12 protein-coding genes are annotated in these 15,782 nt (G+C 52.7%); 3 read left to right on the top strand and 9 right to left on the bottom strand.

The annotated features are described in order from the left end of the window. Positions 1–144: 144 nt before the first annotated feature. The 3 genes from IM317_RS21520 (at position 145) to IM317_RS21510 (ending at position 2,492) form a co-directional block, all read left to right on the top strand. Positions 145–1,686: a sensor domain-containing diguanylate cyclase gene (locus IM317_RS21520; RefSeq protein ID WP_033146991.1), complete on the top strand. Its 1,542-nt coding sequence runs from the start codon at positions 145–147 to the stop codon at positions 1,684–1,686. 180 nt (positions 1,687–1,866) lie between these two features. Beyond that, complete coding sequence (locus IM317_RS21515; RefSeq protein WP_023334100.1) at positions 1,867–2,175, top strand: PTS sugar transporter subunit IIB; 309 nt, start codon at positions 1,867–1,869, stop codon at positions 2,173–2,175. Beyond that, on the top strand, positions 2,175–2,492 hold the full coding sequence (locus IM317_RS21510; RefSeq protein ID WP_033146992.1) for a PTS lactose/cellobiose transporter subunit IIA: 318 nt from the start codon (positions 2,175–2,177) through the stop codon (positions 2,490–2,492). Before IM317_RS21515 ends, IM317_RS21510 begins: the two co-directional genes overlap by 1 nt. Before the next feature lie 115 nt (positions 2,493–2,607). On the opposite strand, the gene rpoC is transcribed toward IM317_RS21510, so the two are convergent. The 9 genes from rpoC to tuf all read right to left on the bottom strand — a co-directional run. After that, positions 2,608–6,831, bottom strand: coding sequence for a DNA-directed RNA polymerase subunit beta' (rpoC, locus tag IM317_RS21505; protein WP_023309968.1), 4,224 nt, complete (start codon positions 6,829–6,831; stop codon positions 2,608–2,610). Between the two features lie 76 nt (positions 6,832–6,907). Next, on the bottom strand, positions 6,908–10,936 hold the full coding sequence (rpoB, locus tag IM317_RS21500) for a DNA-directed RNA polymerase subunit beta (RefSeq protein WP_023334099.1): 4,029 nt from the start codon (positions 10,934–10,936) through the stop codon (positions 6,908–6,910). Between the two features lie 319 nt (positions 10,937–11,255). After that, entirely contained in the window at positions 11,256–11,621 is a 366-nt protein-coding gene (gene rplL / locus IM317_RS21495; RefSeq protein WP_006176746.1) for a 50S ribosomal protein L7/L12, read from the bottom strand. 66 nt (positions 11,622–11,687) lie between these two features. Further along, entirely contained in the window at positions 11,688–12,185 is a 498-nt protein-coding gene (gene rplJ / locus IM317_RS21490; protein ID WP_001207203.1) for a 50S ribosomal protein L10, read from the bottom strand. 291 nt (positions 12,186–12,476) lie between these two features. Beyond that, complete coding sequence (rplA, locus tag IM317_RS21485; protein ID WP_006810530.1) at positions 12,477–13,181, bottom strand: 50S ribosomal protein L1; 705 nt, start codon at positions 13,179–13,181, stop codon at positions 12,477–12,479. Between the two features lie 3 nt (positions 13,182–13,184). Further along, positions 13,185–13,613, bottom strand: coding sequence for a 50S ribosomal protein L11 (gene rplK, locus IM317_RS21480; RefSeq protein WP_008503452.1), 429 nt, complete (start codon positions 13,611–13,613; stop codon positions 13,185–13,187). Positions 13,614–13,768: 155 nt separating this feature from the next. Beyond that, a complete protein-coding gene (nusG, locus tag IM317_RS21475) occupies positions 13,769–14,314 on the bottom strand; it encodes a transcription termination/antitermination protein NusG (protein ID WP_002438628.1) in 546 nt (181 codons plus the stop codon). Position 14,315: 1 nt separating this feature from the next. Continuing rightward, positions 14,316–14,699: a preprotein translocase subunit SecE gene (gene secE / locus IM317_RS21470; RefSeq protein ID WP_014068449.1), complete on the bottom strand. Its 384-nt coding sequence runs from the start codon at positions 14,697–14,699 to the stop codon at positions 14,316–14,318. Between the two features lie 228 nt (positions 14,700–14,927). Continuing rightward, positions 14,928–15,782 (bottom strand): elongation factor Tu (gene tuf / locus IM317_RS21465; protein WP_193362525.1); only part of this gene is annotated, 855 nt, incomplete at its 5' end.

Below are 15,782 nucleotides of genomic sequence, written 5' to 3'. Positions count from 1 at the left end.
AGTATTTTCTTAATGGTTCTTAAGATAAATCATCCCGCCAGAAATCGTGTGTCGTATAATTCACCGCTAACCGCAGGACAGCGACTATGCTGAGAGGATATCGGCAGACGAAAAGTATTCACCATCAGGAACGATGTACAGCTCATGGCACTTCACAGCAAAAAGCTCTCTTTTACCCGACCAATCATGCTCAGCTTCGCGGGGATCCTATGCAGTTTTGCGGTGATCGCGATCGCGGTGACGCTTTCGCAACGAAAGGATTTTCTTGAGGATTATCATAAGATAAACAGCAATTTCACGCACAACCTGGCGGTGAACTACACCGAATCTATCCTGCGTGAAAACGACTATATCCTGGGCCGTTCCGCGATGTACTTTGCCCGCGACGACAGGCTAAACGAGACGCTCAACGTCAACCCGACGCAGGGGCTGCAGATGATGATGCATTTGCAAAACCTGATGCCGACCGTGTCCTCCATCTCGCTGGCGGACACGCAGGGGCATTATCTCCGCGCGCCGGAAGTGCTCCCCACGCAGAAGAGTAAAACCTTCGATCCCCGGACGCGGCCGTGGTTTATCGCTCAGGCCGAAGCCAGTATCTTCAGCCACTATACTCGCCCGTACATGGACTACTTCACCGGCCATCCGACGGTCACACTTTATAAGCCCTTGATTTCACCCGAAGGCAGACTGAAGGGAACGATCGCGTTTCATCTCGATTTGACGTCAATGGGCTTCACCCTGCGTCAGATGGTGGCGCCCGTCCAGGGAGAATTCTTCGTCGTTGAACGCGACGGCGCCGTTGTGCTTCACCCGGATACAGGCGCGCTCTTCAAACAATACGTGAGCGAAGCGCTGATGGACAAAATGACCAGCGGCGAAGGCCACCTTTACGATAAGAAAAGCAACGCCTGGTACTACTACTACTCGTTTACCAATCCGGACTGGTTTGTCATCTACCGGGTCTCTGGCGAGACGCTCACCGATATCACCCGCCACGAAACGACGATTGTTGGCTGGGGGTTTGCGCTGGCCGCAATCATCATCATCCTCTTCGGCTTATACCTCCGTCACGCCTCGCGTACCGTGCTGATGCACATTATCAATGCCATTAAAACCGGCGACGTCAGCGAGGCGCCGCGCCTGGAAGCGATGCTGAGCCACACTATCCAGTCCAATAAAGAGCGTGAGATGGCCTATGTGCGCCAGGCCACTCACGATGCGCTGACGGGCTGTAAAAACCGCCGCGCGTTCGATAGCGATATCGCGGAGCTGCTGAATGCCCAGCAGCCTTTCGCGCTGGCGCTGGTGGACATCGATAACTTCAAGTCGATTAACGACACGCTGGGCCACCTGACCGGTGATATCGTTCTGCGCAACGTGGCCCGCGAAGGGATCCAGATTATGCAGCCACATCACGTCTCGATTTACCGGTACGGTGGAGAAGAGTTCGCGGTAATCTTCCAAGCTGAGCAGATGACGTCTGCGCTCTCATTGCTGGAAGCCTGGCGTACCGCAGTTGAAAAACGCGTCTGGCGAGAAGAAAACCTGCGGGTTACATTCAGCGGCGGTCTTGGGGAGTGGCATTTTGAACCGCTGGAGCAATTTGTCGGAAGCGTTGATAGCGCCCTCTACAGCGCCAAACAGCAGGGCAAAAACCGCATCAATCGAACGTCCATCAGCTAATCCTCCCACTTTCACCCTGCCCGTTTCCACGGGCCGGGTACCCGACAATGTAAAATTGTAACCGGTTTCAGAAAATCGCCGGTTTCTTTGTGATGCCTGACACACAATCGCGGTAAACCGGTTGTTGAAGCGCTCTGCACGGGATAATTATCAATAAACACATGTAGATCGAGGCTGATTATGAAGAACATCGTTTTATGCTGTGCAGCGGGAATGTCAACCAGCATGCTGGTTCAACGTATGAAAGACGCCGCGCAGAAAAAAGGGGTTGAAGTCACCATTAAAGCCGTTCCGGTTGCGGAGTTTAAAGACAACATCGCGACGGCCGACATCGTATTGCTGGGGCCACAGGTTAAATACGAGCAGGCCAAGCTACAGGCGCAGGCCGAGCCGCTGGGTAAAAAGGTCGCGGTGATCGACATGATGGATTACGGCATGATGAAAGGCGATGCCGTCCTGGAAAAAGCGCTCAAACTTCTGGAGTCATAATGGAAGACTTAGAAACCACGATTATGGAACTGCTGGTCAACGCAGGCGCGGCGCGCAGTGCGGCCCTGACGGCGCTACAGATGGCGCGTAAAGGTGAGTTTGACGAAGCAGAAAAAGCGATGGAAGAGTCGCGCGAATATGTGAAGCATGCGCACACGATCCAGACGCAGCTTATCGGTTTTGACGAAGGGACCGGGAAGCTTCCGGTTAACCTGATCACCGTCCACTCTCAGGATCACCTGATGAACGCGATGGTCATTCAGGATCTGGCGGGCGATATGATTGAGCTTTATCGACGGATCCCGTTGGTAAACTGATTACCTACAGATGTAAAAAAACCCGCCGAGGCGGGTTTTTTATTGTCGGGTGGCACTGAGCTTACCCGACCTACGAGGCACATGCCCGGTAATGTTCATCACCGGGCATCAACGATTACTCGTTGTCGGAACCGCCCAGACCTGCGTTCAGCAGTTCTGCCAGGCTCGCGGATGCATCTTCAGCAGTCACCTGCGGTGCAGCTGGCAGTTCGCCCGCAGCACGACGACGCATACGATCCTGGTGGTACGCATAACCGGTACCCGCCGGGATCAGACGACCCACGATGACGTTCTCTTTCAGACCGCGCAGTTCATCACGTTTACCAGCAACAGCGGCTTCGGTCAGGACACGAGTCGTTTCCTGGAACGATGCTGCAGAGATGAAGGACTCGGTTGCCAGAGACGCTTTGGTGATACCCAGCAGATCGCGCGAGAAGGTCGCACCGATTTTGCCGTTCGCTTCCAGTTCGCGGTTAGCGATCTTGACGCGTGAGTATTCAACCTGCTCGCCTTCCAGGAACTCGGAGCTGCCTGCGTTTTCGATGGTTGCTTTACGCAGCATCTGACGAACGATAACTTCGATGTGCTTATCGTTAATCTTAACGCCCTGCAGACGGTAAACGTCCTGTACTTCGTTGGTGATGTAACGCGTTACCGCGTGGACGCCACGAAGACGCAGAATGTCGTGCGGAGCTTCTGGACCATCGGAAACCACGTCACCACGTTCTACACGTTCACCTTCGAACACGTTGAGCTGACGCCACTTAGGAATCATCTCTTCGTACGGTTCGCTGCCATCTACTGGAGTGATAACCAGACGGCGTTTCCCTTTGGTCTCTTTACCGAAGGAGATGATACCGCTGATTTCAGCCAGGATTGCAGGCTCTTTCGGACGACGTGCTTCGAACAGGTCCGCAACGCGTGGCAGACCACCGGTGATGTCCTTGGTACCGCTGGATTCCTGTGGAATACGCGCCAGAGCATCACCCGCACCGATCTGAATGCCATCTTCCAGCTGAACGATCGCTTTACCTGGCAGGAAGTACTGCGCAGGCATGTCGGTACCAGGGATCAGAACGTCGTTACCCTGAGCATCAACGATTTTCAGTGCAGGACGCAGATCTTTACCACCGGTAGTACGTTCAGCAGAATCCAGAACCACCAGAGAAGACAGACCGGTCAGCTCGTCGGTCTGACGAGTAATGGTCTGGCCGTCGATCATGTCAGTGAAGCGGATGAAACCACTTACTTCGGTGATAACCGGCATGGTGTGTGGATCCCAGTTTGCAACGGTTTCACCGCCGGCAACCTGCTCGCCATCACCTTTCGCCATAACCGCACCGTAAGGCACTTTATAGCTCTCTTTGGTACGACCGAATTCGTCGATCAGCTTCAGCTCGGTGTTACGAGAGGTCACAACCAGCTTGCCAGCGGAGTTAACAACAGACTTCGCGTTGCTGAGCTTGATGCTACCTTTGTTTTTCACCTGGATGCTGGATTCAGCAGCCGCACGAGATGCCGCACCACCGATGTGGAACGTACGCATCGTCAGCTGTGTACCCGGCTCACCGATGGACTGTGCCGCGATAACGCCGATTGCTTCACCTTTGTTGATGATGTGGCCACGCGCCAGGTCACGACCGTAGCAGTGCGCACATACACCAAAGTCGGTGTCACAGGATACAACGGAACGTACTTTCACGGAGTCAACAGAGTTCGCTTCCAGCAGGTCACACCAGTGCTCGTGCAGCAGCGTGTTGCGTGGAACCAGAATGTCTGCAGTACCCGGCTTCAGAATGTCTTCCGCGGTTACACGACCCAGAACGCGATCGCGCAGTGGCTCTTTAACATCACCACCCTCGATAACCGGGGTCATTGTGATACCTTCGAGGGTGCCACAATCGTCTTCGGTCACAACCAGATCCTGAGCAACGTCAACCAGACGACGCGTCAGATAACCGGAGTTCGCAGTTTTCAGTGCGGTATCCGCCAGACCCTTACGAGCACCGTGGGTGGAGATGAAGTACTGGAGTACGTTCAGACCTTCACGGAAGTTCGCGGTGATTGGCGTTTCGATGATGGAGCCATCTGGCTTCGCCATCAGACCACGCATACCTGCCAGCTGACGAATCTGTGCTGCAGAACCACGCGCACCGGAGTCGGCCATCATGTAGATGCTGTTGAAGGAAACCTGCTGCTCTTCTACGCCGTCACGGTTAATCACGGTTTCGGTCTGCAGGTTATCCATCATCGCTTTGGATACACGATCGTTCGCCGCTGCCCAGATATCGATAACTTTGTTATAGCGTTCGCCCGCGGTAACCAGACCAGACTGGAACTGCTCCTGGATCTCAGCAACTTCGGCTTCCGCTTCAGAGATGATCTCGTGTTTCTTCTCTGGGATGACCATGTCATCGATACCAACAGATGCACCTGAACGCGCTGCATAAGCAAAGCCGGTATACATTGTCTGGTCAGCGAAGATAACGGTCGGCTTCAGACCCAGAATGCGGTAACAGGTGTTCAGCATTTTGGAGATCGCTTTCTTGCCCAGCGCCTGGTTGACGATGGAGAAAGGCAGACCTTTCGGTACGATCATCCACAGAATGGCACGGCCAACGGTCGTGTCTTTCAGGCTGGTTTTCGCAACGAATTCGCCGTTTTCATCTTTTTCATATTCGGTGATACGCACTTTAACGCGCGCATGCAGAGAGGCCAGGCCAGCGCGATAAATACGCTCAGCTTCTTTCGGGCCAGTCAGCACCATGCCTTCGCCTTTGGCGTTAACACAGTCACGGGTCATGTAGTACAGACCCAATACAACGTCCTGAGAAGGAACGATGATAGGTTCACCGTTCGCTGGGGACAGGATGTTGTTGGTAGACATCATCAGCGCACGCGCTTCGAGCTGGGCTTCCAGCGTCAGCGGTACGTGAACAGCCATCTGGTCACCATCGAAGTCGGCGTTATATGCCGCACAAACCAGCGGGTGCAGCTGGATAGCTTTACCTTCGATCAGGACTGGCTCAAATGCCTGGATACCCAAACGGTGCAGAGTTGGTGCACGGTTCAGCAGTACCGGGTGTTCGCGGATAACTTCGTCCAGGATATCCCAAACGACAGCTTCTTCACGCTCAACCATTTTCTTAGCGGCTTTGATGGTGGTGGCCAGGCCACGCAGTTCCAGCTTGCCGTAGATGAACGGTTTGAACAGCTCCAGTGCCATTTTCTTCGGCAGACCGCACTGATGCAGACGCAGGTATGGACCTACGGTGATTACAGAACGACCGGAGTAGTCAACACGCTTACCGAGCAGGTTCTGACGGAAACGACCCTGTTTACCTTTGATCATGTCGGCCAAAGATTTCAGAGGACGTTTGTTAGAACCGGTGATCGCACGACCGCGACGGCCGTTATCCAGCAGGGCGTCAACCGCTTCCTGCAGCATACGTTTTTCGTTGCGTACGATGATGTCCGGCGCAGCCAGATCCAGCAGACGTTTCAGACGGTTGTTACGGTTGATAACGCGACGATACAGATCGTTCAGATCGGACGTTGCGAAACGACCACCATCCAGCGGAACCAGTGGACGCAGATCTGGCGGCAGAACCGGCAGAACGGTCAGGATCATCCACTCTGGTTTGTTACCAGACTGAACGAACGCTTCCAGCAGTTTGATACGCTTGGTCAGCTTTTTACGTTTGGTTTCGGAGTTGGTTTCGTTCAGCTCTTCACGCAGCTGCTCGCACTCTTGCTCCAGATCCATGCTCTTCAGCAGGGCCTGAATAGCTTCCGCACCCATCTTCGCATCGAATTCGTCACCGAACTCTTCCAGCGCGTCCAGATACTGCTCTTCAGTCAGGATCTGATGACGTTCCAGGTTCGTCATCCCGCCTTCGATAACCACATAAGATTCGAAGTACAGAACGCGTTCGATATCGCGCAGCGGCATATCCAGCAGCAGACCGATACGGGACGGCAGAGATTTCAGGAACCAGATGTGAGCGGTCGGAGACGCCAGCTCGATGTGGCCCATGCGCTCACGACGCACTTTGGTCTGGGTCACTTCAACGCCGCACTTCTCACAGATCACACCACGGTGTTTCAGGCGCTTGTACTTACCGCACAGGCACTCGTAATCTTTTACTGGCCCGAAAATACGCGCACAGAAAAGGCCGTCACGCTCAGGTTTGAACGTACGGTAGTTGATGGTTTCCGGCTTTTTAACTTCACCGAATGACCATGAACGGATCATGTCTGGCGAAGCCAGAGCAATTTTGATCGCATCAAACTCTTCGGTTTTAGTCTGCGCTTTCAGAAACTTTAATAAATCTTTCACGGATTTGCTCCCGTCGGAGTTAGCACAATCTGGTGCCGGGGGTTAACCCGGCACCAGTGACCTGTTTGAGCGAGAATTACTCGTCTTCCAGTTCGATGTTGATACCCAGCGAACGAATCTCTTTCAACAGTACGTTGAAGGATTCTGGCATGCCCGGCTCCATCTGATGGTTGCCGTCCACGATGTTTTTATACATCTTGGTACGACCGTTCACGTCATCAGACTTAACGGTGAGCATTTCCTGCAGGGTGTATGCCGCGCCGTATGCTTCCAGCGCCCACACTTCCATCTCCCCGAAGCGCTGACCACCGAACTGTGCCTTACCACCCAGCGGCTGCTGAGTAACCAGGCTATAAGAACCGGTAGAACGAGCGTGCATCTTGTCGTCGACCAGGTGGTTCAGTTTCAGCATGTACATGTAACCTACGGTTACCGGACGCTCGAACTGTTCACCGGTACGGCCGTCAAACAGCGTAATCTGACCAGACGTTGGCAGACCACCCAGTTGCAGCAGCTCTTTAATTTCAGCTTCTTTCGCACCATCGAAGACCGGCGTTGCGATTGGCATACCTTTTTTCAGGTTCTCAGCCAGACGCAGCACTTCTTCATCGCTGAAGGTATTCAGGTCGACTTTCTGACGCACGTCGGTACCCAGATCGTAGGCACGCTGGATGAATTCGCGCAGTTTCGCGACTTCTTCCTGCTGCTTCAGCATGGCGTTAATCTTGTCGCCAATACCTTTCGCAGCCATACCCAGGTGAGTTTCCAGGATCTGACCGATGTTCATACGAGACGGTACGCCCAGCGGGTTCAGTACGATATCTACCGGCGTACCGTTAGCATCGTGCGGCATATCTTCGATCGGGTTGATCTTAGAGATAACACCCTTGTTACCGTGACGACCTGCCATCTTATCACCAGGCTGGATCTGACGTTTAACGGCCAGATACACCTTAACAATCTTCAGCACACCTGGTGCCAGATCGTCGCCCTGAGTGATTTTGCGGCGTTTCGCTTCGAGTTTTTTCTCGAACTCGTGTTTCAGTTCGTCATACTGCTCAGCCAGCTGTTCCAGCTGATTTTGTTTCTCTTCGTCGGTCAGGCCCAGTTCCAGCCAGCGATCGCGTGGCAGTTTGTCGAGCTTCTCAGCTTCAACGCCACCGGCAACCAGCACCGCATAGATACGGCTGAACAGACCCGCTTCGAGGATCTGCAGTTCTTCAGACAGGTCTTTCTTAGCCTGTTTGAGCTGCATCTCTTCGATTTCCAGCGCACGCTTATCTTTCTCAACGCCGTCACGGGTGAAGACCTGAACGTCGATAACCGTACCGGAAACACCGTTTGGTACGCGCAGAGAAGAGTCTTTAACGTCAGACGCTTTCTCACCGAAGATTGCACGCAGCAGTTTCTCTTCTGGCGTCAGCTGGGTTTCACCTTTCGGCGTAACCTTACCAACCAGAATGTCGCCGCCGGTCACTTCCGCACCGATGTAAACGATACCGGATTCATCCAGTTTGGAGAGCGCAGCTTCACCCACGTTAGGGATGTCAGCGGTGATCTCTTCTGGCCCCAGCTTGGTGTCACGAGACACACATGCCAGTTCCTGAATGTGGATGGTGGTGAAACGATCTTCCTGAACCACACGCTCGGAGACGAGGATGGAGTCTTCGAAGTTGTAACCGTTCCACGGCATGAACGCTACGCGCATGTTCTGACCGAGCGCCAGTTCACCGAGGTCGGTGGACGGACCGTCTGCCAGCACGTCGCCGCGCTCAACTGGCTCACCCAGAGATACGCAAGGCATCTGGTTGATACAGGTGTTCTGGTTAGAACGGGTGTATTTGGTCAGGTTATAAATGTCGATACCAGCTTCGCCCGGATACATCTCGTCTTCGTTAACTTTGATAACGATACGGGATGCATCGACGTACTGAACAGTACCGCCACGTTTAGCAACTGCAGTAACACCGGAGTCAACGGCAACAGCACGTTCCATACCGGTACCAACCAGCGGCTTATCAGCGCGCAGAGTTGGAACGGCCTGACGTTGCATGTTCGCACCCATCAATGCACGGTTGGCGTCATCGTGTTCCAGGAACGGGATCAGGGACGCACCGACGGATACCACCTGCTGGGTGGATACGTCCATGTAGTCAACCTGGTCGCGGCTGAACAAGCTGGATTCGCCTTTGCTACGGCAGGTAACCAGATCTTCTACAAAGTGGCCTTCGTCATCCAGGTTGGAGTTCGCCTGAGCGATAACGTAGTTGCCTTCTTCGATAGCAGACAGGTAGTGAATTTCGTCGGTTACAACACCGTCGGTCACTTTACGGTACGGGGTCTCGAGGAAACCGTATTCGTTAGTCTGTGCGTACACGGACAGGGAGTTGATCAGACCGATGTTTGGACCTTCAGGCGTTTCGATTGGACATACGCGACCGTAGTGCGTCGGGTGTACGTCTCGAACTTCAAAGCCTGCGCGTTCACGGGTCAGACCGCCTGGGCCGAGTGCAGAGATACGACGTTTGTGCGTAATCTCAGACAGCGGGTTGTTCTGGTCCATGAACTGAGACAGCTGGCTTGAACCGAAGAACTCTTTCACTGCTGCAGAAATCGGCTTGGCGTTGATCATATCCTGAGGCATCAGGGTATCCAGATCGCCCAGAGACAGACGCTCTTTCACCGCACGCTCTACACGTACCAGGCCAACGCGGAATTGGTTTTCCGCCATTTCGCCTACGGAACGGATACGACGGTTGCCGAGGTGGTCGATATCGTCCACTTCGCCTTTACCGTTACGGATATCGATGAGCTTCTTCATCACTTCGATGATGTCGTCTTTGCTCAGGATACCGGAACCTTCGATTTCGTCGCGCAGCAGAGAACGGTTGAACTTCATACGACCAACCGCGGACAGATCGTAGCGGTCTTCGGAGAAGAACAGGTTCTCGAACAGGCTTTCCGCCGCTTCGCGAGTTGGTGGCTCACCAGGACGCATCATGCGGTAGATTTCGACCAGCGCGCTCAGACGATCGGTGGTTGGGTCGACGCGAATAGTTTCAGAAATATACGCGCCGTGGTCCAGATCGTTGGTGAACAGCGTTTCGATACGTTTGTGACCAGACTGGCTCAGCTTAGCCAGCAGATCCAGGCTCAGCTCCATGTTCGCTGGGCAGATCAGCTCACCCGTTGACTCATCAACGTAATCTTTCGCGGCTACTTTTCCTGCAATGTACTCAACCGGAACTTCGATGAGTTTGATATCATCTTTTTCCAGCTGGCGGATGTGGCGCGCGGTGATACGGCGACCTTTTTCCACATACACTTTGCCGTCGGCTTCGATGTCGAACGACGCGGTCTCGCCACGCAGACGTTCCGGCACCAGCTCCATCTGCAGCTTGTTGTCGCGGATTTCAAAGATCACTTTCTCAAAGAACAGGTCCAGGATCTGTTCAGTGGTGTATTGCAGCGCACGCAGAATGATGGTTGCAGGCAGCTTACGACGACGGTCGATACGGACAAACAGGTTGTCTTTCGGATCGAACTCAAAGTCCAGCCATGAACCACGGTAAGGAATGATGCGTGCGTTATACAGTACTTTACCGGAAGAGTGTGTTTTACCTTTATCGCTGTCGAAGAAGACGCCCGGGCTACGATGCAGCTGGGAAACGATAACACGCTCAGTACCGTTGATAACGAAAGTACCGTTGTCTGTCATGAGTGGAATTTCACCCATGTAGACTTCTTGTTCTTTAATGTCTTTTACGGTGCCTTCCGGCGCTTCGCGCTCGTAGATCACCAGACGCAGTTTTACGCGCAGCGGTGCGGAATAGGTCACGCCACGGATCTGACATTCCTGAACGTCAAACACCGGTTCGCCAAGGCGGTAGCTGACGTACTGCAGCTCGGAGTTACCGCTGTAGCTCTGAATCGGGAACACGGAGCGGAAGGCTGCTTCCAGACCGTACTGCCCTTCAGGATCTTGCTCGATAAACTTCTGGAACGAGTCAAGCTGGATAGAAAGGAGATATGGAATGTCCAGAACTTGTGGACGTTTACCAAAATCCTTACGAATACGTTTTTTCTCGGTATAGGAGTAAACCATAGGGTTCCTCAGCTCGCTGACAAGTCGACCCATCTGTCCGACGAAGGGACAGTTTGTGCAACACCATTTTGTGGACCGGAAAATTGAATACTTTCCGCAATACCTGTTGCTATCACGCTTAAATCATTTCGTCGCGATTTACACAGAGCGAGCACCCTGTCGCAATATATTAAGTCGTCGATAGAAACATGCATTGTCAGGACAATCAGCAGTCAAACAGTGTGAAATGCTACTGATGCCTTACAGCGCAAAAAGGCTGGTGACTAAAAAGTCACCAGCCATCAGCCTAATTACTCAGGCTGCAACCAGAAAAGTTGGCTTATTTAACTTCAACTTCAGCGCCAGCTTCTTCCAGAGATTTTTTCAGTGCTTCTGCGTCGTCTTTGCTCACGCCTTCTTTCAGCGCAGCTGGAGCAGATTCTACCAGGTCTTTAGCTTCTTTCAGACCCAGGCCAGTTGCGCCACGTACTGCTTTGATAACAGCAACTTTGTTAGCGCCAGCAGCTTTCAGAATTACGTCGAATTCAGTTTTTTCTTCAGCAGCTTCAGCCGGGCCCGCAGCTACAGCTACAGCAGCAGCAGCAGAAACACCGAATTTTTCTTCCATTGCAGAAATCAGTTCTACAACGTCCATTACGGACATAGCTGCAACTGCTTCAATGATTTGATCTTTAGTGATAGACATTTAAATTGTTCCTGAAAATCAGAATAAGTTTATACGTAAGCAAATGCTTTATAAAGATAACTGCGATTAAGCAGCTTCTTTCGCATCGCGAACAGCAGCCAGAGTGCGAACCAGTTTGCCAGCCGAAGCTTCTTTCATGGTTGCCATCAGGCGTGCAATTGCTTCTTCGTAGGTCGGCAGGGTTGCCAGGCGATCGATTTGCGATGCCGGGATCAACTCACCTTCAAAGGCTGCAGCTTTGACCTCAAATTTTGCATTCGCTTTCGCGAACTCTTTGAACAGACGAGCAGCAGCGCCCGGGTGTTCCATAGAGTATGCAATCAGGGTCGGACCAACAAACGTGTCTTTCAGGCACTCGAACTGAGTACCTTCAACTACGCGACGCAGCAGGGTGTTACGAACAACACGCATGTATACGCCAGCTTCACGACCTGCTTTACGCAGTTCAGTCATTTTGTCTACAGTAACGCCACGGGAATCCGCAACTACTGCAGACAGCGCGCCTTTGGCTACTTCGCTGACTTCAGCAACAATCGCTTGTTTGTCTTGAAGATTTAAAGCCATTAGCTTTGCTCCTGGATGTTTGCCGGAACTCATGTTCCGGAACTCACTTCACTCTCCCAAACGGAAAGAGCGTCTTAATACGGTGAGCAGAAACAAGCCAGAGTATCCAAAAATAATCTTAGCGTTCTGTCACCGTCTACGCAGGGGATTAAGTCTCTTGCGAAACACCTGCGGTCTTCGACGGAGGCCTGGATTAGGCCAGGCTCCAACGAACAAATCTTTTAGCCGCTAACTTTCGTTAGCAAACGTGGGGGTAAGATTGTAGACAAAATCACCGCCCACGTAAAGGCATTAGTTTGCAGCAGCGCTCAGGCCAGCCTGGTCAACTGCAACACCTGCACCCATGGTGGTGGAGATGCTAACTTTCTTGATGTACACGCCTTTCGCCTGAGTTGGCTTTGCTTTTTTCAGCGCAACCAGCAGAGCTTCCAGGTTTTCTTTCAGTTTGTCAGCGTCAAAGTCCACTTTACCGATGGTGGTGTGGATGATGCCGTTTTTGTCGTTACGATAACGAACCTGACCTGCTTTAGCGTTCTTAACCGCTTCAGCAACGTTAGGAGTTACAGTACCGACTTTCGGGTTAGGCATCAGGCCGCGTGGACCCAGAACCTGGCCCAGCTGGCCAACAACGCGCATTGCATCTGGAGAAGCAATAACAACGTCAAAGTTCATTTCGCCTTTCTTGATCTGATCAGCCAGATCTTCCATACCTACCAGTTCAGCGCCGGCAGCTTTAGCAGCTTCAGCGTTTGCACCCTGAGCAAATACAGCTACGCGAACGGAACGGCCAGTACCGTGTGGCAGTACAGTTGCGCCACGAACGTTCTGATCGGATTTACGCGCGTCGATGCCGAGGTTAACGGCAACGTCAACGCTTTCAACGAACTTAGCAGTTGCCAGTTCTTTCAGCAGAGCGATAGCTTCGTTGATGTCGTACTGTTTGGTCGCATCAACTTTGTCACGGATCACGGACATGCGCTTGGTCAGTTTAGCCATTTCTTAGTCCTCCACTACCAGGCCCATGGAACGTGCAGTACCTTCGATTGAGCGAGTCATCGCTTCAATGTCGGCACCAGTCATGTCGGCAGCTTTGGTCTGCGCGATTTCCTGCAGCTGAGCGCGGGAAATTTTACCCACTTTGTCTTTGTTCGGTTTACCGGAACCAGACTTGATACCAGCCGCTTTCTTCAGCAGAACAGCTGCTGGAGGGGTTTTGGTAACGAAAGTGAAAGAACGGTCAGCGTAAACAGTGATTACGACTGGGATTGGCAGACCTTTTTCCAGGGATTCGGTTTTGGCGTTGAACGCTTTACAGAATTCCATGATGTTCACACCCTGCTGACCCAGAGCTGGACCAACTGGTGGACTTGGGTTCGCCATACCAGCTGCAACCTGCAGCTTGACGTAGGCTTGTACTTTCTTAGCCATTGTAAAATCCTCTGATTGGGTGATAGCGCCTCAGGGAGGCTCCCCGTGAATAAAATTCGTTTTACGGGCCGGGCCCATAAAAACAAAAGGCGCGAAATTGTATTCCAATCTCGCGCCCTGTGCAACGATTAAATCGCCGCTTTTTTGATCGCTGCTTAGGCTTTTTCGACCTGCGCAAAGTCCAGTTCTACCGGGGTCGCACGACCGAAGATAGAAACAGAAACTTTCAGGCGGGACTTCTCGTAGTCCACTTCTTCAACCACACCGTTAAAGTCAGCAAACGGACCGTCGCTAACACGAACCATTTCACCCGGTTCAAACAGCGTTTTCGGACGCGGCTTATCACCCACCTGCTGCAGGCGGTTCATAATCGCATCAACTTCTTTGTCGCTGATTGGCGCCGGACGGTCAGACGTGCCGCCGATAAAGCCCATCACGCGCGGTACGCTGCGCACCAGGTGCCAGCTCGCGTCGTTCATCACCATCTGAACCAGCACGTAACCCGGGAAGAATTTACGCTCGCTTTTGCGACGTTGGCCGCCACGGATCTCAACCACTTCTTCGGTCGGAACCATAACTTCGCCAAATAACTCTTCCATGTTGTGTAATTTGATATGCTCACGCAGCGACGTTGCTACGCGGCCTTCAAAACCGGAAAACGCCTGAACGACGTACCAACGCTTTTTAGGGGCTTCAGACATCTTAGAACCTCAGGCCAGTAATAAAGGAAACCAGGCGAACCAGAATACCATCCAGTCCCCACAGGATCAGTGACATTACCGCAGTCACTGCAGCCACGATCAGCGTGGTGTGCAATGTTTCCTGGCGAGTCGGCCAAATGACCTTGCGGACTTCGGTACGTGCTTCGCGAGCGAAAGCAACGGTTGCTTTACCCTTAGTCGTCAACAGCGCGACACCGCCCGCTGCAGCAATCAGAATCACCACTGCCAGCGCGCGGAGCGGCAGCATCATGTCACGATAAAGATAGTTGCCAACGATTGCCACAATCAGCAGCACGGCAACAGCGACCCACTTCATCGCTTCCAGGCCGCGCCCGCTCCCTTGAGCTTCGGTATTCGCACTCATAAACCAACCTGTCAGAAGAATTCTACAAATAATTTCACCCCGCGATTGCGAGGCGAGCCAAATCGAAACGCTAATCCCTTTATGGATTATACGCTCTCTGCAGAGCCTGTCTCAGCAATGATTATGACAAAAATAATCACTGATGAGCCAGGTTCTGATGTGAAAGCGTGCAAAAAGGGCATCAAATGATGCCCTTTTCATGCGCATTGCGTCAAATGTTATCAGCGATTAGCCGAGAACTTTAGCAACCACGCCCGCGCCAACGGTACGGCCACCTTCACGGATTGCGAAACGCAGACCGTCGTCCATCGCGATTGGGTGGATCAGAGTCACAACCATCTTGATGTTGTCGCCTGGCATTACCATCTCAACGCCTTCTGGCAGTTCGATGGTACCGGTCACGTCAGTTGTACGGAAGTAGAACTGTGGACGGTAGCCTTTGAAGAACGGAGTATGACGGCCGCCTTCGTCTTTGGACAGGATGTACACTTCAGATTCGAACTTGGTGTGTGGCTTGATTGAGCCTGGCTTCGCCAGAACCTGACCACGTTCGATTTCTTCACGTTTGATACCACGCAGCAGAACACCAACGTTCTCACCAGCACGGCCTTCGTCCAGCAGTTTGCGGAACATTTCAACGCCAGTACAGGTAGACTTCGCAGTCTCTTTGATACCAACGATTTCAACTTCTTCGCCAACTTTGATGATACCGCGCTCTACACGACCGGTAACAACGGTACCACGACCGGAGATGGAGAATACGTCTTCGATTGGCAGCAGGAATGGCTTGTCAATCGCACGCTCTGGTTCTGGGATGTAAGAATCCAGGAAGCCAGCCAGTTCGATGATTTTCGCTTCCCACTCTGCGTCGCCTTCCAGCGCTTTCAGAGCAGAACCACGAACGATTGGGGTATCGTCGCCCGGGAAATCGTACTGAGACAGCAGTTCACGAACTTCCATCTCTACCAGTTCCAGCAGCTCTTCGTCATCAACCATGTCGCATTTGTTCAGGAACACGATGATGAAAGGAACGCCTACCTGACGACCCAGCAGGATGTGCTCACGAGTCTGAGGCATTGGGCC

The sequence above is a fragment of the Enterobacter cloacae complex sp. S3 genome, assembly GCF_014930495.1.
Lineage (GTDB): Bacteria > Pseudomonadota > Gammaproteobacteria > Enterobacterales > Enterobacteriaceae > Enterobacter > Enterobacter asburiae_B.
The sequence above is the reverse complement of the archived record's forward strand: the minus strand, read 5'-3'. Positions and strand labels throughout refer to the sequence as shown.